General features: G+C 67.9%; 17 protein-coding genes. 3 read left to right on the plus strand and 14 right to left on the minus strand.

The annotated features are described in order from the left end of the window. Positions 1-129: 129 nt before the first annotated feature. From yjfF to WS87_RS32175, 4 genes are all read right to left on the minus strand, one after another. Complete coding sequence (yjfF, locus tag WS87_RS32160; protein WP_059814722.1) at positions 130-1,239, minus strand: galactofuranose ABC transporter, permease protein YjfF; 1,110 nt, start codon at positions 1,237-1,239, stop codon at positions 130-132. After that, positions 1,236-2,276 carry an ABC transporter permease gene (locus tag WS87_RS32165; RefSeq protein ID WP_059814719.1) on the minus strand — a complete coding sequence of 347 codons (1,041 nt, stop codon included), beginning with the start codon at positions 2,274-2,276 and terminating at the stop codon, positions 1,236-1,238. The genes yjfF and WS87_RS32165 overlap by 4 nt, the downstream gene beginning before the upstream one ends. Further along, complete coding sequence (locus tag WS87_RS32170; RefSeq protein ID WP_059814715.1) at positions 2,273-3,787, minus strand: sugar ABC transporter ATP-binding protein; 1,515 nt, start codon at positions 3,785-3,787, stop codon at positions 2,273-2,275. Before WS87_RS32170 ends, WS87_RS32165 begins: the two co-directional genes overlap by 4 nt. Before the next feature lie 68 nt (positions 3,788-3,855). Further along, positions 3,856-4,818 carry an ABC transporter substrate-binding protein gene (locus WS87_RS32175; protein WP_059529188.1) on the minus strand — a complete coding sequence of 321 codons (963 nt, stop codon included), beginning with the start codon at positions 4,816-4,818 and terminating at the stop codon, positions 3,856-3,858. 360 nt (positions 4,819-5,178) lie between these two features. Between WS87_RS32175 and WS87_RS32180 the strand changes: the two genes are divergently transcribed. Beyond that, a complete protein-coding gene (locus WS87_RS32180; RefSeq protein WP_442861421.1) occupies positions 5,179-6,291 on the plus strand; it encodes a DNA topoisomerase IB in 1,113 nt (370 codons plus the stop codon). A gap of 51 nt (positions 6,292-6,342) precedes the next feature. Here WS87_RS32180 and pqqE read toward each other — a convergent pair whose 3' ends face one another. From pqqE to WS87_RS32210, 6 genes are all read right to left on the minus strand, one after another. Further along, complete coding sequence (gene pqqE, locus WS87_RS32185) at positions 6,343-7,467, minus strand: pyrroloquinoline quinone biosynthesis protein PqqE (RefSeq protein ID WP_442861416.1); 1,125 nt, start codon at positions 7,465-7,467, stop codon at positions 6,343-6,345. Between the two features lies 1 nt (position 7,468). Beyond that, entirely contained in the window at positions 7,469-7,750 is a 282-nt protein-coding gene (gene pqqD / locus WS87_RS32190; RefSeq protein ID WP_006751646.1) for a pyrroloquinoline quinone biosynthesis peptide chaperone PqqD, read from the minus strand. Beyond that, positions 7,747-8,466, minus strand: coding sequence for a pyrroloquinoline-quinone synthase PqqC (gene pqqC, locus WS87_RS32195; RefSeq protein WP_059529194.1), 720 nt, complete (start codon positions 8,464-8,466; stop codon positions 7,747-7,749). The genes pqqD and pqqC overlap by 4 nt, the downstream gene beginning before the upstream one ends. Before the next feature lie 2 nt (positions 8,467-8,468). Continuing rightward, positions 8,469-9,392 (minus strand): pyrroloquinoline quinone biosynthesis protein PqqB, encoded by a 924-nt coding sequence (gene pqqB, locus WS87_RS32200; RefSeq protein WP_059814709.1) that lies wholly within the window; start codon positions 9,390-9,392, stop codon positions 8,469-8,471. Positions 9,393-9,456: 64 nt separating this feature from the next. Continuing rightward, positions 9,457-9,531, minus strand: a complete 75-nt coding sequence (gene pqqA, locus WS87_RS32205; RefSeq protein WP_006410019.1) for a pyrroloquinoline quinone precursor peptide PqqA — start codon at positions 9,529-9,531, stop codon at positions 9,457-9,459. Between the two features lie 292 nt (positions 9,532-9,823). Continuing rightward, a complete protein-coding gene (locus tag WS87_RS32210) occupies positions 9,824-11,833 on the minus strand; it encodes a sigma-54-dependent Fis family transcriptional regulator (protein ID WP_059814706.1) in 2,010 nt (669 codons plus the stop codon). Positions 11,834-11,940: 107 nt separating this feature from the next. Here WS87_RS32210 and WS87_RS33845 point away from each other — a divergent pair, with 107 nt between their 5' ends. Next, positions 11,941-12,087, plus strand: coding sequence for a hypothetical protein (locus WS87_RS33845; RefSeq protein WP_159085737.1), 147 nt, complete (start codon positions 11,941-11,943; stop codon positions 12,085-12,087). 79 nt (positions 12,088-12,166) lie between these two features. Next, entirely contained in the window at positions 12,167-13,162 is a 996-nt protein-coding gene (locus WS87_RS32215) for an alpha/beta fold hydrolase (protein ID WP_059814703.1), read from the plus strand. Here the strand turns inward: WS87_RS32215 and WS87_RS32220 are convergent. The 4 genes from WS87_RS32220 to WS87_RS34510 all read right to left on the minus strand — a co-directional run bounded on the left by WS87_RS32220 (position 13,147) and on the right by WS87_RS34510 (position 17,653). After that, a complete protein-coding gene (locus WS87_RS32220; RefSeq protein WP_059814701.1) occupies positions 13,147-15,447 on the minus strand; it encodes a TonB-dependent receptor in 2,301 nt (766 codons plus the stop codon). The two genes, WS87_RS32215 and WS87_RS32220, sit on opposite strands and share 16 nt — an antisense overlap. 88 nt (positions 15,448-15,535) lie before the next feature. Beyond that, complete coding sequence (locus WS87_RS32225; protein ID WP_059814698.1) at positions 15,536-15,964, minus strand: ExbD/TolR family protein; 429 nt, start codon at positions 15,962-15,964, stop codon at positions 15,536-15,538. After that, on the minus strand, positions 15,961-16,680 hold the full coding sequence (locus WS87_RS32230) for a MotA/TolQ/ExbB proton channel family protein (protein ID WP_059814694.1): 720 nt from the start codon (positions 16,678-16,680) through the stop codon (positions 15,961-15,963). The genes WS87_RS32225 and WS87_RS32230 overlap by 4 nt, the downstream gene beginning before the upstream one ends. 10 nt (positions 16,681-16,690) lie before the next feature. After that, positions 16,691-17,653 (minus strand): energy transducer TonB, encoded by a 963-nt coding sequence (locus WS87_RS34510; protein ID WP_261341822.1) that lies wholly within the window; start codon positions 17,651-17,653, stop codon positions 16,691-16,693. Between the last annotated feature and the right edge of the window lie 70 nt (positions 17,654-17,723).

Consider the following 17,723-nt stretch of genomic DNA (forward strand, 5'->3'; position numbering starts at 1 on the left):
CGCGCGACGCGCATTCGCGAATCGATCAAACGCGACTGGCGGCCGCGCCGAAGCGCCGTTGACAGCCACCAACGGCGACGCCGCAAGCGATGCCGGCCAACGAAGAAGCCCGCCAAACGCGCGCCGGCATCACGCCGAACGTTGCAGACGCAACAACCTGCGCATCGTCGAACCGAGCGCCGCATCGTCACTCGGCGCGGCGGGCGTCACCTGCGCGGCATCGCGCTTCCGCCGTTTCGGATCGAGCCCGGTCCCACCGCTACGCCGCCGCGCCGCGTGCCGCTCGATGACCCGCTGCAGCAGACAGAACACGCACAGCAGCGCGCCGATCACGATCCGCGTCCACCACGAACTCAGCGTGCCGTCGAACGTGATCAGCACCTGGATCGTGCCGAGAATACCGACGCCGAACACCGACCCGATCACGTACCCCACCCCGCCCGTGAGCAGCGTGCCGCCGATCACGGTCGCGGCGATCGCGTCGAGTTCCATCCCCTGCGCCTGCAGCCCGTAGCCGGACAGCACGTACAGCGTGAACACCACACCGCCGAGCGCCGAACAGAAGCCGCTCAGCGCATACACGCCGACCTTCGTGCGCGCGACCGGCAGCCCCATCAGCAGCGCCGATCGCTCGTTGCCGCCGACCGCATACACGTTGCGGCCGAAGCGCGTGAAATGCGCGACGTAGATCGCGGCGGCCAGCGTCGCGAGCGCGATCAGCGCGCCCGCGCTCAGCGTCCCGCCGCCGACCGGCACGCTGATGCCCGCGAGCGCATGGAAGGTCGGCTCGTTGATCGTGATCGACTGCGTCGTGATCAGGAAGCATGCGCCGCGCGCGAGAAACATCCCGGCGAGCGTGACGATGAACGGCTGCAACCGGAAGTAATGAATCAACGCGCCCATCGCCGCGCCGTACAGCGCGCCGAACACGAGCACGAGCGGGACAATCACCCAGACGGGCCAGTGCAATCGTTCGGCGCCGACCGCGCAGAAGATAGTTGTCAATGCAACGACAGAGCCGACCGACAGGTCGATGCCGCCCGACACGATCACGAACGTCATCCCGATCGCGACGATCAGCAGGAATGCGTTGTCGACGAGCAGCCCGGTCAGCACTTGCATCGAGAAAAAGCCCGTGTACATCACGGATCCGAAGCTGAACAATGCGGCGAACAGCACGATCGTCACGACGATCGGCAGCGTGCGCGGGTCGGTAAACCGTGCGAGGAATCGGTTCATCGCGGCGTGGCTCCGGTGGTGGTGCGCGAACGGATGGAAGACATCAGTCGCGACGCATGCTGGATCACCAGCGCGCGCGCCGCGTCCGACTGGATCAGCGTCACGACGATCACGACGAGCGCCTTCACGACGAGCGTCGCCTCCGGTGGCACGCCGATCGAATAAGTCGTGTAGGTGAGCGTCTGGATGATCAGCGCGCCAAGCACGGAGCCCGCGAGGCTGAAGCGGCCGCCGAGCAGCGACGTGCCGCCGAGCGTCACCGCGAGGATCGCGTCGAGTTCGAGCAGCAGCCCCGCGTTGTTGCCGTCGGCGCTGCGCACGTTCGAACTGGCGAGGATGCCGGCGAGCGCCGACATCACGCCCGAGAACAGATAGACGCCGAACACAACGGCCCCCGCGCGCAGCCCGACGAGCCGCGTCGCGACCGGATTCACGCCGATCGCGCGGATGAACAGGCCGAGCGCCGTGCGGTTCACCAGCAGCGCGGTCGCCGCGATCGTCGCGATCGCGATCCAGACCGAGCACGGCACGGCCGCGAGATACCCGCCGCCGAGCTCGAGGTAGCCCGGCGCGCCGATCGGGATGATCTGTCCGCCGGTCAGCAACTGCGCGATGCCGCGTCCGGCGACCATCAGGATCAGCGTCGCGATGATCGGCTGCATCCCGACGAACGCGACGAGCACGCCGTTCCATGCGCCCGCGAGCAACCCGACGCCGAGCGCGGCGGCCAGCGCCGTGCCGACCCGCGTCGGATCGCCGTCGAGCACGATCGCCGCGGCCGCGCCGGCGATCGCGACGATCGCGCCGACCGAGATGTCGATCCCGCGCGTCGCGATCACGAGCGTCATGCCGAGCGACACGATCACGAGCGGCGCCGCGCGATTCAGGATGTCGATCGACGCGCCGAACAAGTGGCCGTCGAGCACCGCGATCGACAGGAAGCCCGGCCGATACGCGACGTCGAGCGCGAACAGCAGCGCGAGCGTCAGCACCGGCCACACGAGCGGATGGCGAAGCAACGTGCGTAACCGGATCATGACCGGCCTCCCGCGATCAGTTGATACACGTGTTCCTCCGACGCCTCGGCACCGGTCAGTTCGGCGACCTTGCGGCGATCGCGCAGCACCGCGATCCGGTGGCTCACGCGCACCACTTCGCTGATCTCCGACGAGATGAACAGGATCGCGAGCCCCTGCGCGCACAGCGCAAGCACGCGCTCCATGATGTCGAATTTCGCGGCGACGTCGATGCCGCGCGTCGGCTCGTCGAGGATCAGCAGCTTCGGCTCCGTCGCAAGCCAGCGCGCGAGCAGCACCTTCTGCTGGTTGCCGCCGGACAGCAGCCCGATCGGCTGTTCCGCGTCGCGCGCCTTGATGCCGAGCCGCGCGATGTACGTCTCCGCGAGTTCGCGCTGGCGCGCGCGGCTGATCAGCCGCCACCAGCCGCGCCGCGCCTGCAATGCGAGGACGATGTTCTCGCGGATCGACAACGCCGCGACGATCCCCTCCTTCTTGCGATTCTCCGGGCAATACGCGATCCCGTTGCGAACGGCATCGTGCGGCGACGCGAGCCGCTTGCGCGTGCCGTCGATCTCGATCGCACCGGTGTCGGTGCGCTCGGCCGCGAACGCGAGCCGCGCGGTTTCCGTGCGCCCCGAGCCGAGCAGCCCGGCCAGCCCGACGATTTCGCCGGGCCGCACGTCGAGATCGAGCGGGCTCATCATCCCGCGCCGGCCGGCCTGCTGCATCGACAGGAACGGCGCGGCCGCATCGGCATCGCGCTGCACCGCCGCCGCGCCTGCCTGCAGCGTGCCGGACATCGGTTCGCGGCCGGTCATTTTCGCGACGAGCATGTCGACCGGCAGGTCGCGCGCGAGATACTCGCCCTCGCGCTCGCCATTGCGCATCACGGTGATCCGGTCGGACACCGCATAGGTCTGTTCGAGAAAGTGCGTGACGAACAGGATCGCCATCCCCGACGCCTTCAGTCGGCGCAGCACGTCGAAGAGCCGCGCGACCTCGCCGTCGTCGAGGCTCGACGTCGGTTCGTCGAGAATCAGCACGCGTGCATCGACCGACACGGCCCGTGCGATCGCGACCATCTGCTGCACCGCGATCGGATACGCGTCGAGCGAACGCGTGACGTCGAGCGACAGGTCGAGCTCGGCGAGTGCATCGCGCGCGCGCGCATGGATCGTCTTCCAGTCGATCGCGCCGCGCCGCATCGGCTGCCGACCCGCGAAGATGTTCTCGGCGACCGACAGGTTCGCGCACAGGTTCACTTCCTGGTACAGCGTCTGGATCCCGGCCGCCTCGGCCTCGCGTGGCGCGGCGAACCGCACCGGCGCGTCGCCGACGCGAATCTCGCCCGCGTCGTGCGCATGCACGCCTGTCAGCACGTTGATCAGCGTCGACTTGCCCGCGCCGTTCTGGCCCATCAGTGCATGAATTTCGCCCGGAAACAACCGGAAGTTCACGCGCTGCAGCGCGTTCACGCCCGGGAACGCCTTGTCGATGCCGATCATCTCGACCACCGGCGGATTCGTCATGGATCGCCCTCGATTCGAGACGGACGACGAACGGCGGCAGCCGCGCCGCCGCCCGCGTCCGCCGGGACTCAGTACTTGCGGGTCGGCAGCACCTGCGCCGCCACGCTCATCGGGAACACCGTCTCGTTCGTGACGATGCGCTTCGGCAGCTGCTTGCCGGCGACCACGTCCTTCACCGCGGTCATCAGTTGCGGGCCGAGCAGCGGGCTGCATTCGACGTCGACGTTGATCTTGCCGGCGACCATCGCCTGGAAGCCGCCCTTGGTCGCATCGAACGACACCACGCTCACGTCCTTGCCGGGCTTGATTCCGGCCTCTTCCATCGCCTGGATCGCGCCGAGCGCCATGTCGTCGTTGTGCGCGTAGACGACGTTGATCTGCTTGCCGTACGTCTTCGCGAACGCTTCCATCACCTGCTTGCCGCCGGCGAGCGTGAAGTCGCCGCTTTGCGACGCGATCACCTTGAACTTCGGATTGTTCTTGATCACTTCGAGCAGGCCCGCGCGGCGGTCGTTGGCCGGTGCCGAGCCGACCGTGCCCTGAAGCTCGACGATGTTGATCGGGCCTGCATCGTTCTTGAAGCGCTCTTCCATCCAGTGGCCGGCGCGCCGCCCTTCCTCGAGGAAGTCGGAACCGATCATCGTCACGTACAGCGACGGATCCTTCACGTCGACGCCGCGATCGGTCAGGATCACCGGAATATGGGCCGCCTTCGCTTCGGTCAGCACCGGCTCCCAGCCCGACTCGACGACCGGCGAGAACGCGATCACGTCGACCTTCTGCGCGATGAACGAACGGATCGCGCGGATCTGGTTCTCCTGCTTCTGCTGCGCGTCCGAGAATTTCAGGTTGATGCCGGCATCCTTCGCCGCGCTCTTCACCGACACGGTGTTCGCGGTGCGCCACGCGCTTTCCGCACCGACCTGCGAGAACCCGAGCGTGATCGGCTTTTGTTGCGCGTGCGCGCCCGACGCGAATACCGTCGCCGCGGCGACGAGCGCACCGGCCGTCAGCTTCCTGATGAATGTCATGGTCCGTCTCCGATGATGTCGTTGTATGTCGCGGCCCGGCCTGGCGCGGTGCCGTGCTGTTGTGGTTCTGCGTGGCGCGGACGCGGTTCGGGGCGGTGCCGGCCGGCGCATGCGGCCGGCCCGGTATGTACGCCCCGGATCAGTCTAGAAACAAGTCCGATAACCTTCCAATGAAATATTGGATTGAAGCGATATCGGTATCGGCATACGTATAAACACCTAGCGCCTGTCTTCGTCTGTTCCAACCGCTTCGACGTCGATGGGGCGGCGCATCCGGCGGCGGCGCACGGATCTTGCTGTCGCCCTTGCAAGCGCCGTTCGCGTCCCGCGACGGCCGCTCCGACAACAAGGAGAACAACGATGCCCGCCGTGCGTGAACCCCCGATCGCCGCACATGGAAACGCTCGTCCGCTGGCGCCTCGCGCCATGAAGAAGCGCGCGTCCCGGCGCGGCTCCGGCACCGAAACCGGCGATCGTTCGGCCGCGCCGCTGCGCCATGTCGACGACCGGCATCCCGGCTACACGCGCCGGCGGTTGCGCCACGGCTTCGCGTACTACACGCAGGACGGCGTCCGGATCCGCGACGCCGACGAAATCGCCCGCATCGATGCGCTCGCGATTCCACCGGCGTATACCGACGTCTGGATCTGCATGGACCCGCGCGGCCACTTGCAGGCGACGGGGCGCGATGCGCGCGGGCGCAAGCAGTATCGCTATCACCCGCAGTGGCGCGAGACGCGCGACGCGAACAAGTACGCGCGGATGGCGGCCTTCGCCCGCGCGCTGCCGCGCATCCGCACGCGCGTCGCGCGTGATCTGGCGCTGCCCGGGATGCCGCGCGACAAGATCGTCGCCACGATCGTCCGGCTGCTCGACACGACGCTCGCGCGGATCGGCAACGCCGAATACGCACGCGAGAACGCGTCGTACGGGCTCACCACACTGCGCAAGCGCCACGTGACGATCCGGCCGGGACAGGTTCGCCTGCGCTTCACGGGCAAGAGCGGCATCGAGCATGACGTGACCGTGGAAGATCCGCGCGTCGGCCGGATCGTGCGGCGCTGCGCGGAGTTGCCCGGCCACGAGCTGTTCCAGTATGTGGACAACGACGGCGCACGTCATTCGATCGGCTCGTCCGACGTGAACGATTATCTGCGCGAGGCGGCGGGCGCGGAGTTCACCGCGAAGGATTACCGGACCTGGGCGGGCAGCGTTCAGGCGCTGGCGTTGCTGCGGCGCATCCCGCATGAGGACGTCACGCAGGCGCGCAAGCAGATCGTCGAAACGGTGCGGGCCGTCGCCGACATATTGCGCAACACGCCGGCCGTATGCCGGCGCTGCTACATCCACCCGGCGGTGCTCGATGCGTTCGAAGCCGGGATGCTCGCGGCGCTGGAGGTACGCCGCTCGCCGCGAGGGCTGCGCGTGGACGAGGCCGCGTTCGCGGCGTTGCTCGAACAGGCGGTGCGTTGATCGTCGAAGAAGTCAAGAAAATGACATGCCCGATACAGCGGCACGCACCGCTCAACGCCCGACAGAATTCGCAGCACTGCGAAAGATCAACGGACGCTCGTCCTGTCGCCCTGCCCGCCGCGCGAACTGCACGGCCTGCTCGACCCGGCCGTGATGCGGAGACTTCGCGCAGACCGGATCGGCCTGCGCCGGATCGCCGGCCAGCATGTACGCCTGGCAGCGGCACCCGCCATGATCCGCATGGCGCTCGTCACAGGTGCGGCACGGGTCGCGCATCCAGCCGTCGCCGCGAAACGCGTTGAACGCGTCGCTTTCGTACCAGATGTCCTTCAGCGACCGGTCGCGCACGTTCGGCAGCACGAGGCCGGGCAACCCGCGCGCGGCATGGCACGGCAGCGCGGTGCCGTCCGGTGCGACGCCGAGGAACACCGAGCCCCAGCCGTTCATGCAGGCCTTCGGCCGCTGCTCGAAGTAGTCGGGCACGACGAACAGGATCTTGCACCGTTCGCCGACGAGCTTGCGGTAGCGGTTGACCGTTTCCTCCGCTTCGCGCAGTTGTTCGGCGGTCGGCATCAGCTGGTCGCGATTCAGCATCGCCCAGCCGTAGTACTGCGTATTCGCGAGTTCGAGAAAATCCGCGCCGAGGTCGAGCGCCATCTCGATGATCTGGCCGACGTGCGGCAGATTGTACCGATGCAGCACGCAGTTCAGCACCATCGGATAGCCGTGCGACTTGATCAGCCGCCCGACGCCGCGCTTGAGGTCGAAGGTGCGCGTGCTGGTCAGGAAGTCGTTCAGCTCGCGCGTCGAATCCTGCAGCGACAGCTGGATATGATCGAGCCCGACCGCCTTGAGCCGGTCGATGCGCGTGGCATTCAGGCCCACGCCGGACGTGATCAGGTTGGTATAGAAACCCAGCGACCGCGCATGCTCGACCAGCACCTCCAGGTCGCCGCGCTGCAGCGGTTCGCCGCCGGAAAAGCCGATCTGCGCGGCGCCGAGCGCGCGCGCGTCGCTGATCACCGTGCGCCATGCGTCGGTATCGAGCTCCGCGCCGTGCGTCGCGAAATCGACCGGGTTGTAGCAGAACGCGCAGTGCAGCGGACAGCGGTACGTGAGCTCGGCAAGCAGCCAGAGCGGCGCGGACGGCTGGTTCGGAGGAGGGGTCATGTCCATGTCAGTCGAGCCAGCCGCGCAGTCGCGCATGATCGAGGAAGCGATAGACGTCCGACGCAAGGTCCGACGTGCTGAACAGCCGCTCGAGTTCGTCGATGATGTCGTCGAGCTCGCGCGTGCCGTCGCAGCGCGCGAGGATCTCGCCCGCGCTCGGGTTGAGCCGGACCATGCCCTCCGGGTACAGGAGCACGTACGCATCCTGGGCCGCCTCCCATTGCAGGCGGTACATGCCCCTCAGCGAGGGGCGCAGCGGCACGCCGCTGACGGCGTCGTTGGAGTTCATGCGGGATACGCCTTTTCAATCGCATCGAGAATCGACCACAGCACATCCAGCTTGAACGACAGGATGTCGAGCGCGCGCCGTTGCGCGTCCGGTGTCGTGAAATGGTTCAGCGTCACCGCGAGCCCGTGTTCGACGTCGCGCTGCGCGAGCGGCACGCGGCTGCGGAAATACTGCAGCCCGGCCGCCTCGATCCACGGATAGTGGGACGGCCAGCCCGCGAGCCGGTCGAGGTGGATCTGCGGCGCGAACATCTCGGTCAGCGACGAGCACACGGCCTCCTGCCACGGCGCGCGCCGCGCGAAATTGACGTAGGCGTCGACCGCGAACCGCACGCCGGGCAGCACATGCTCGAGCGACCACAACTCCGCGCGCTCGATGCCGACCGCCTCGCCGAGCCGCGCCCATGCCTCGATCCCGCCTTCCTGGCCGCCGTGACCGTCGTGGTCGAGAATCCGCTCGACCCACAGCCGGCGCGTGTCGCGATCCGGGCAATTGGACAGGATCGCCGCGTCCTTCAGCGGAATGCTGATCTGATAGTAGAAGCGGTTCGCGACCCAGCCACGAATCTGCGCCGGTGAACACGCGCCGCTATTCAGGCGGCGGTTGAATGGATGGTGGATGTGATAGCGCGATTCGAGCGCGCGCAGGCGCGCCTCGAACTCCTGCGCACTCCAGGGCGTCGCGTGCAGCGCCGCGGCGGGAATCGGTGCGTTCATGGTCAGACCTCGAATTGCATGCCGTCGTGGGCGACCTCGATGCCGTGCTCGCGCAATTGCGCGCGCTGCGCGGAACCGGGGTCGAGAATCGGATTCGTGTTGTTGATGTGCGTGAGGACCTTGCGCGTGTGCGTCGGCAACAGCCGAAGGCGGTCGATCATGCCCGGCCTCGCCGCGTCGCCGCACTGCTCGAGATGCCCCATGTCGGCCGCGTGCTTCGACGACAGGCCGAGGTCGATCATCTCCGTGCCGGTCCAGAACGTGCCGTCCACCAGCACGAGGTCGGCGTCGCGCATCGCGGCGCGCACGCCGTCGTCGACGTCGGCGAGCCCCGGCGCATAGAACGCCTGTCGGCCGCTCGTCGTGTCCTCGATCAGGAGTGCGATGTTGTCGCCCGGCACGCTCGCCTCCCGGCGCGGCGAATAAGGCGGCGGCTTGCTGTCGACCGGCACGGCGGTGAAGCGGATGCCGCCGGCGCCCGGTATTGCGAACGGTTCGCCCGGTGCGATCGTGTGAACGTCGACGCCGCAGTAGTGGCCGAGCAGCGGCACGAGCGGCAGCCCGGTCGACAGGTCGTCGAGCACCGGCGCGCTCGCATACAGCGGCAGCGGCAACGTGCGTTCGCGCAGCATCAGCAGGCCCGTCACATGATCGATCTGCGCGTCGCACAGCACGACGGCGACGATCGCGCTGTCACGGATCGCGCGAGCCGGCTGCAGGTCGGGGGCCGCGCGCAGCTGCGCGAGGATGTCCGGCGACGCGTTCACCAGCACCCAGTCGACGCCGTCGCCGCTGACGGCGATCGACGATTGCGTGCGCGGCACGATGCCGTCGGTGCCGGCCCGCGCGCGACGGCAGTTGCCGCAGTTGCAGTTCCATTGCGGCAGTCCGCCGCCAGCGCCCGAGCCAAGTATCTTGATCTTCATCTGCGTGTGCTCCCGGTGCCGCCCGCATCGTGTCCGTCGATGCGGGCGGCACAGCGCGCGTCGATCAGCGGTTGGCGATGTACATCGTGATTTCGAAACCGAAACGCAGGTCGGTATAGGCCGGGGTGGTCCATTGCATGATGTGTCTCCTTGTTGAGTGGGTGAGTCGAAAAAACCGCATCGATCGAGCGGCCGATACCCATTCAGCAAGGAGCGTGCCGAGGCGTGACTTGCGGCGCGCGACTGTGTGTGAAGGCATGCGGCAGCCGCCGGATGGTCACGGCACCGTCATTCTTACGATTAGCCAACGAAAATATTTCAGAAACCGTCTGGCGACGATTCATGTGACGCTCGGCCGGTTGAGCAAGTGTTGAATCCTTGAACACCGGGTGTTGCAACCTGACACACCGGTGTGACAGTCGCGGCTTGCGTCACGGTTCGTCCCGCTCCAGTGCATCCGGGCCGGCGGCTGGCATCTTGCGGTAGATCGTATTGCGCGATACGCCGAGCGCGCGTGCGGCGGCCGACACGTTGCCGCCGTGACGCGCGAGCGCGGCCGCGATCGCGGAGGCGGCCACGTCCTGCAGCCGCGCATCGCAGGCCGCGGTCGCGAACGCCGGCGCTTCCGATGCGAGCGGCGCAGGCGCACAGGTCTCCTGCGCCGCCGTGCCGCCGTCGCGCCGCACGTCGTCGAAGAAATCGTCCGGCAAATGCTCGCAGCGGATCTCGCAGTCGTCGTCGACCATCGCGGCCGCCGTGCGCAGCAGGTTCGCGAGCTGCCGGAAGTTGCCCGGCCACGCGCAGCGCTCGAACAGCGCCATCACGTCGGGCGCGACGCTCAACGGCCGGCGCCCGGGCCCCGACAACGTCTCCCGTTGCAGCATCTTCTGGACGACCACCGCGAGGTCCGTGCGGTCGCGCAGCGGCGGCAGGCGCACGACGAGGCCATTGAGCCGGTAGTACAGATCTTCGCGAAAGCGGTTCTGCGCGATCATGTCGCGCAGGTCGCGGTGCGTCGCGCAGATGATCGCGATGTCGACGCCGATCGCCTTCGTCGAGCCGAGGGGGTTGACGACGCGCTCCTGCAGCACGCGCAGCAGCCGCACCTGCAGCGGATACGGCATGTCGCCGATTTCGTCGAGAAACAGCGTGCCGCCGTTGGCCTGCAGCAGCTTGCCGGTCGCACCCTTGCGGCGTGCACCGGTAAACGCGCCCTCCTCGTAGCCGAACAACTCGGATTCGATCAGCGTCTCCGGAATCGACGCGCAGTTGACCGCGACGAACGGCCCGTCGCGGCGGGGCGAGTCGTTGTAGATCGCCTGCGCGAGCAGCTCCTTGCCGGTGCCCGTCTCGCCGGTGATCAGCACCGGAATATCCTTGCCGATGACCTTGCGGACCTTCGCGATCACCGCCGCCACCTGCGGATCGCCGGTGTCGAGATAGCTGAGCCGCGACAGGCTCGCCGCTCCCTGCGCGGCAGGCGGGCGCGCGGCCGACGCGGCGCCGTCGTGCACCTCGGCCGGCCGGCTGCCCTCGGCCCGCAACGCGCGCCGGAACTGCACGCGCGCGCAGACCACCGCGCCGTTGCCGAGGTTCAACGACACGTGCTGCTCGGTGCTCGCGCGCATCCGGTCGATCAGTTGCGCGCTCGTCACGTCGAACAGCGACGCGAGCGTATGCGCGCGCAGCGCGGCGAGCGGCATCCCGAGCTGGAACTGCGCGCTGCGATTCGCCGACAGGAAGCGGCCGTCCGCGGTGAACGCGACGATCCCTTCCATCAACGTTCCGAGGAATTCGGGGCGGCCGTGAAACGACACCTGCAACGTCTCCTGGAACGTCGTCGTGAACAGGTGATTCTCGATCATCTGCACCGACATCTTCGCGAGCGCCATCGTGTGCTGGTGATAGCTGCGATGATCGCCCGTCACGTCGAGCACGCCGATCGCGTCGCCGTACGGGTCGAGGATCGGCACGCTCGAGCAGGTCAGGAAATGGTTCGCGGCCAGGAAGTGCTGGTCGCCGTGCACGACCATCGGGCACAGCTCCGCGAGCGCGGTGCCGATCGCGTTGGTGCCCTGCCGGCTCTCCGCCCAGTTCGCGCCGGGGCGCAGCGCGACCCGTTCGGCGCGCCGCAAAAAGTCGTCGTCGCCGATCGAATGCAGGATCAACCCTTCCGCATCGGTCAGCACGATCATGCTCTGCGTATTGACGATCTGCTCGTGCAGCGTCTCCATCACAGGCATCGCATGCACGCACAGCACGCGGTTCTGCTCGCGCTTGAGCGCCAGCGCGGCGCCGGACAGCAGGTCGTAGTCGGGACGTGCAGACGCCTGCAGGCCGAACGTCTCGGACCGCTCATGGGACTTCTGGATCGTCGGCGTCGGCCAGCCGGGCGCATGCGTGGCCCGTGCGTTGGCCGTCGGATGAACGTCATCGCGCATTGTCTCCTCCGGGGATCCTTCCGGTCGGTGCCGGACTTTGTGCTGGATCAAGCAAACTTCGGGCCACGCTGTCGGCAGCGCTTGCGTCGGACGCCGCGCATCGTCACTTGCCGCAAACCGAAATCAAAATGAAAGCAACGCCGATTGCATACGATGCAGGCGACGCGCCGGGACGCAATATCGCGATTCCGCCCGCCGCCGCTGCCCGATCGATCCCGATCGTGGTCGCTGGCGCGATTCTGGCTTTGACGTGAGTCAAGCCCCGGCCTGTTGTCGGGTTCTCCCGGATCCACCCGTTACGGCGTTGACCCGTCACCCTCTTTCCGACACCACATGACGCAGCGACTGCTCCGCTCCGCTTCCGCGCCCCGACCTGCCCTGTGCCGCGACGCATGCCGGATCGCGTGGACCGAATTCGGAAACCCGCACGGCGATCCGGTCGTCGTGCTGCACGGCGGACCCGGCAGCGGGAGCCGACCGGCGGTGCTCAGCCTATTCGACCTGACACGCATGCGCGTCGTGCTGGTCGACCAGCGCGGCGCCGGCGCATCGACGCCGCGCGGCGGCCTGCGTCACAACAACACGATGCGCCTGGTCGGCGATCTCGACGCGCTGCGTGCACGGCTCGGCATCGCGCGCTGGTGCGTCGTCGGCGGTTCGTGGGGCGCGGCGCTCGCGCTCGCCTACGCGGGACGGCATCCGTCGCACGTGACCGGCGTCGTGCTGCGCGGGTTGTTTCTGACGTCGTCGCGCGAAGTGCGCGGCCTGTTCGTCGGCACGCGCGTGCGAGCGCCGCGGGCCTGGCAGCACCTGACTGCCGCCGCCGGCACCGCGCGCGCCGATCGCCTGATCGCCTGCTGCGCGCGGCGTCTCCAGCCAGGCGCCGGTGCGGCGCGGCAGCGTGCGGTCGCGCTCGCATGGAACGCGTATGAAGATGCGGTCCTGACCGGGCGGCCGGCGCGCGGCGCGCGACCGACGCAACCGGCCATCGACCGGCTGATCGACAAGTACCGGATCCAGGCGCACTACCTCCAGCGCAACTGCTGGCTCGGGGAGCGCCGCTTGCTGGCGCTGGCGCGACAGGCCGCGCAAGCCGGCGTGCCGTTGCATGCCGTGCACGGCACGCGAGACCGCGTGTGCCCGGTCGACAACGTCGATCGGCTCGCGCGCGCGGTGCCGGCGGCCGTCGTCGAGCGCGTGCCGGCCGGGCATCTCATGAGCGACGACGCCCTCGCGCGTGGCGTCGCTCGCGCGGTCCGTAAGATGCTCGACGTCACGGCAGCGGACGCACCGCAACACGCCGAGCCGTCCGTTCAGTCCCACGCATAGCGGGCGCCCACCCACGCGCCGCGCGGCGCGCCCGGCCCGACGAACTGCTCGTTGACGGGGTTGAGTCCGTCGAACGAATGATTCGGACCGTTGAAGAAATTCCGGCCGAGCATCCCGAAGCTCGCGTAATGCTTGTCGAGCAGGTTGGTGATCGACGCGAACAGTTGCAGGCGCTTCGTCACCTGCCACGTCGTATCGAGGTCGATCAGGACATAGCCGGGCACCTTCCCGTTCGCGTCCTGGTTGTTCTCGTCGCCGCGCGCGAACACCCCGCTGCGATACGTGATGTTGGTGCCGACGTTCCACTTCGGCGTCGCCGCATAGTCGAGCCTCAGCTTCACGGTGCTCGACGGAATCCCGGGAATGCGGTCGCCGGAGCGAACGACGATGTTGCCTTGCGCATTGGCGCTCGAATTGCTCGCGCTGCTTTCGGTCCACGTCGAACGGTAGGTGGCGTCGACATAGCTGTAGCTGACACCGATGCCGACCGGCCCCAGCTGCGTATGGCCCGCCAGCTCGAAGCCTTGCCGGCGCGTCTTGCCGACGTTCTGGAAATAGCCGAGCGTGCTCGCACCGCCATTGCTGCTGATGAACTGGATGTCGTCGTCGAGCGTCGTGCTGTAGACGGCCGCGCTCCACGTCGTCGCCTCACCGCTTCGGCCGCGCGCGCCCAACTCGATCGTCTTCGCGATCACCGGCTTCAGCGCCGGGTCGGCGAGAAAGTCGTTCGGCAAGGAGCACGGCGCGGCCGGATCGGCGCATGCGAGCTCGATCGCTGTCGGCGAGCGCATTCCTTCGTTGTACGTCGCATATGCGGTGAAGCCGGGCACGGGATTCCACGTCACGCCAACGGCCGGATTGAACCGCGAGAACGTATGACGCGCGGTCAGCAACGGCTGCAGGCCGCTCGCGTCCTCGATCGCCGCGCGCGACCAGTTGTAGCGCCCGGCCAACGTAAGCGACCATTGCCGCGTCAGCGCCAGCGTGTCGTCGAAGTAGACGCCGTAGCTGGCGTTGCGCGTCTTCGCGCGCGTCTTCCGGGTGAAGTCGCCGATGCCGACCGTCGCACGCGCATCCGTGAACATCGCATCCTGCGACGACTGCTCGAAACCCGAGTTAGCGAGATCGGCGGACGCGCCCACGACGAACTGGTTGTCCAGGCCCGCGAGCTTGCCGAGCAGCGTCAGCTGCAGGTTCGCGCCGTAGCTGTCGGTCGTGATCACCGAGCGGTCGTTGGTCGCCTGCACGGCGTCGGTGGCGCCGCTGCCGTCGACGCTGCCGAAATCGTCGTTTACGTTGCTGCTGGTGTTGGTGTTGCGGTAATGCCGGTAATAGACGTTGCCGCTGAGCTGCACGTGATCGCCGAATGAATGGTCGCCCGACACGGTGACGTACGCGGCGCTGTTGCGATTCAGGTCTGGATAGGTATAGGCCTGCGCGCGATTGTCGAGAAACGAGCGCGGAATCGTCTGCGAGCCTTGCAGCGCATTGTCCGCGCCGCCGGCAGAGATCGACAGCGTCGTATCGGCGTCGGTGTAGCGCAGCTTGCCGAATCCCTGCCGCACGCGGCTCGCATTGTGATCGGCCCAGCCATTGTCGTTCGCAACGTTGCCCGTCACGTAGTAGTCGAGGTTGCCGCCGATGCGCCCGCCCTGCTCGATCTGCGCGGTCTTGCGTCCCCACGAGCCGACCGATACCTGTGCGGCACCGCCCGGGCTCGTCTTGCCGTTCTTCGTCGTGATCGCGAGCGCGCCGCCGAGCGTGTTGAGCCCATAGGTCGGATTCGAACCGGGGATCAACTGCATCGTGTCGATCGCCACCTGCGGGATGAGATCCCAGTTCACGACGTCGCCGAACGGCTCGTTCACGCGCACGCCGTCTACGAACACCGACAGCCCTTGCGGCGTGCCGACGACCGGCGATGCCGTGAAGCCGCGATAGTTCACGTCCGTCTGGTACGGATTGCCCTGCGCCTCGTTGATATCGACGCTCGACACGTTCTTCTCGAAGTAGTCGGTCAGTACGCCGCCGTGCTGACGCGTGATGTCCTCGCCGCGAATCGTCTGGACGTTGGCCGGCACGCGCGACAGCGGCGTGCCGATCCCGAGCAGCGGCGTCGTGCCGACGACGACGATCGGCGCGAGCGTCGGCGCATCGACGTTGCCGGCCGGTTCGAGCTGCGCCGACGCCGGCGTCAGCCAGCCGCCGAGCATGCCGCCGAGGCACAGCGTGACGCCCGCGCGCCGGACGACGAAGCGGCGTTTCGCCCCATCCGATTCCTTCATCTCCACGTCTCCTATTTTCTTGTCTTATCGTCGTTATATCGTTGTCCGTACCGATATGTCGGCGACGTCTCAGCTGACGTCTGTCGCCTCACCGCGCCGTACCGGCATCGCCGTCCGCCGTCGCGATCGCCACATGCGCGACACGCGCGCGCCCGATCGACGCGATGACACCGGCCACGGTGCCGAATGCCTCGTTGCGGTCCGCGTGCAGGCTGACGCTCGTCCGCGGGTCGCGCGCGACGCGGCGTGCCAGCACGGCTTCGACCTCGGCTGGCGTGACCTGTGCGCCGTCGATACGGACCGCGCCGTGCGCGTCGACGGTCACGGTGACGGTCGATGCATGCATGTCGCGCGCCGGGGCGGCCGCCTTCGGCAGGTCGATGCGGACCGCATGCGTCATCAGCGGCGCGGCGACCATGAAGATCACCAGCAACACGAGGACGACATCGACGAGCGGCGTCACGTTGATCTCGCCGAGCGGTTCGCCCGCGTCGGCTTCGCGGTTATCCGTCCTCATACGGCCGCCCGACGCACGGCGGCCGCGTCACTCGCGGCCGGGAGCGCGGCATGCACCGGCGCGTCGATCCTGAACCGCCGCTGCTCGGCCAGCGCGATCAGGTCCTGCCCGAACTCATCGAGCCCGGCCGTCACGGTCTTGAGTCGCCGCAGGAACAGGTTGTACGCCAGCACGGCCGGAATCGCGACGCCGATGCCGATGCCGGTCGCGACCAGCGCCTGGCCGATCGGCCCCGCGATCGCATCGATGCCGTTCGTGGCCGACGCCGTCATCGACTGCAGCGTGTGGACGATGCCGAACACGGTGCCGAACAGCCCGACGAACGGCGCGACGCTCGCGATCGACGCGAGCACGGTAAGCCCGCGCTCGAGCGACCGCTGCGCGCGCCGGATCTCGCGTGCGAGCGTGCGTTCGAGCAGATCGCGGCGATCCCACGCGACCAGTGCGGCAGGTGCGTGCGGCTCGGGCGCGTCGAGATCGCGCAATGCGATGCACACGGCACCTTGCAGACGCGCGTTCAGGCTGGCGGCCGCATCGTCGTCCGTCGGCATCGACAGCACCGGGCGATCGCCGCGGCGCGCGGAAAAACGGCGGTTGCCGAGCGCGACGCGCGCATACAGCAGCGTCTTGACGACGATCAGCGTCCAGGTGAGCGCCGACAGCACCGCGAGGAGTGCAAATGCGCCGACGACCGCGTAGTGGATGTAATCTGACATGACGGATTCCTTAGTTTCCGAGTTTGAACACGACCGGCACCCTGACCCAGCCGTCGATCGATTCCGTACCGCGCTTCGCCGGTACGAAGCGCCAGTCCGAGACCGCCGCGACGGCCGCATCGTCGAGCGCGTCGTGTCCGCTGCTCGCCGACAGCAGCACCTGGTCGGGCCGGCCGGTCGCGAGCACATGCACATTCAGGAACGTGGTGCCTTCCCAGCCGCGCCGCTGCGCGACGTCCGGATAATCGGGTGCGGGATTGCGCAGGTACGCCGCCGCGAAGCGCGGTGCGGTAACGGGTTTGGGTTTGGGTTTGGGTTTGGGTTTGGGTTTGGGTTTGGGTTCGGTAGAAGATTGCGCGCCCGGCATTGCCTGCGCGGCAACCGTCGCGGTATCCGCCGCTGCATTTTCAGCGGCAGGCTGAGCTGACTCCTGCCCCGGCACGGTTCGCCCACGCTCACTGTCCGGCTGCGACGCCGCGGTGACGGCGGCTGGCTTGCGCGAAGGACCTGCATGATCGGCCTGATGCGTTGCGGCCACACTCGGCCGAGCCTCTCGATGCACGGCTGTTTCTCGGCTCGAATGCGACGGCATAGCCTCGTGAGGAACCTGCGTCGCGGCATCCACCCGACGATGCACACCAGGCTCTGCCACCCGCGCGAATTCGCTCGCGTCCACCTCGACGGCGAGTGCGCGCGGCAGCGTCTGGCGTCCACCGGATACCCATGCGTGCCACAGGGCGACCACGATGGCCGCATGAACGGCGAATACCGTTATCGCGACGGCTCGCAACGGTTCGCGTGCGGCCTGCGGCATCTCGATCGTCGGCGCGTACGGGCCGGCGGGCGCGACGCAGTATGCGAGCGCGACCACGCGGCGGCGCTCGCACCTGCGAGCAGCATTGGACGAAATCGGGACATGCATGGCGGTCTCTCGTTGCGCGGAATCATTCCCGTGTCGAACGGCAAGAAGCATGCCGATCCGCGCAACACCCGGCCGGCCGCCGATCGAAGCCGCCACGCATCGATACGCAACCGCGCATCTG

This window comes from Burkholderia sp. MSMB0856, assembly GCF_001524645.2.
Taxonomy (GTDB): domain Bacteria; phylum Pseudomonadota; class Gammaproteobacteria; order Burkholderiales; family Burkholderiaceae; genus Burkholderia; species Burkholderia diffusa.

Excerpts from the sequence above, each read along its gene's own strand:
- yjfF (WP_059814722.1), bottom strand. The coding sequence starts at position 1,239 with ATGAACCGATTCCTCGCACGGTTTACCGACCCGCGCACGCTGCCGATC.
- WS87_RS32165 (WP_059814719.1), bottom strand. The coding sequence starts at position 2,276 with ATGATCCGGTTACGCACGTTGCTTCGCCATCCGCTCGTGTGGCCGGTG.
- WS87_RS32170 (WP_059814715.1), bottom strand. The coding sequence starts at position 3,787 with ATGACGAATCCGCCGGTGGTCGAGATGATCGGCATCGACAAGGCGTTC.
- WS87_RS32175 (WP_059529188.1), bottom strand. The coding sequence starts at position 4,818 with ATGACATTCATCAGGAAGCTGACGGCCGGTGCGCTCGTCGCCGCGGCG.
- WS87_RS32180 (WP_442861421.1), top strand. The coding sequence starts at position 5,179 with ATGCCCGCCGTGCGTGAACCCCCGATCGCCGCACATGGAAACGCTCGT.
- pqqE (WP_442861416.1), bottom strand. The coding sequence starts at position 7,467 with ATGGACATGACCCCTCCTCCGAACCAGCCGTCCGCGCCGCTCTGGCTG.
- pqqD (WP_006751646.1), bottom strand. The coding sequence starts at position 7,750 with ATGAACTCCAACGACGCCGTCAGCGGCGTGCCGCTGCGCCCCTCGCTG.
- pqqC (WP_059529194.1), bottom strand. The coding sequence starts at position 8,466 with ATGAACGCACCGATTCCCGCCGCGGCGCTGCACGCGACGCCCTGGAGT.
- pqqB (WP_059814709.1), bottom strand. The coding sequence starts at position 9,392 with ATGAAGATCAAGATACTTGGCTCGGGCGCTGGCGGCGGACTGCCGCAA.
- WS87_RS32210 (WP_059814706.1), bottom strand. The coding sequence starts at position 11,833 with ATGCGCGATGACGTTCATCCGACGGCCAACGCACGGGCCACGCATGCG.
- WS87_RS32215 (WP_059814703.1), top strand. The coding sequence starts at position 12,167 with ATGACGCAGCGACTGCTCCGCTCCGCTTCCGCGCCCCGACCTGCCCTG.
- WS87_RS32220 (WP_059814701.1), bottom strand. The coding sequence starts at position 15,447 with ATGAAGGAATCGGATGGGGCGAAACGCCGCTTCGTCGTCCGGCGCGCG.
- WS87_RS32225 (WP_059814698.1), bottom strand. The coding sequence starts at position 15,964 with ATGAGGACGGATAACCGCGAAGCCGACGCGGGCGAACCGCTCGGCGAG.
- WS87_RS32230 (WP_059814694.1), bottom strand. The coding sequence starts at position 16,680 with ATGTCAGATTACATCCACTACGCGGTCGTCGGCGCATTTGCACTCCTC.
- WS87_RS34510 (WP_261341822.1), bottom strand. The coding sequence starts at position 17,653 with ATGCTTCTTGCCGTTCGACACGGGAATGATTCCGCGCAACGAGAGACC.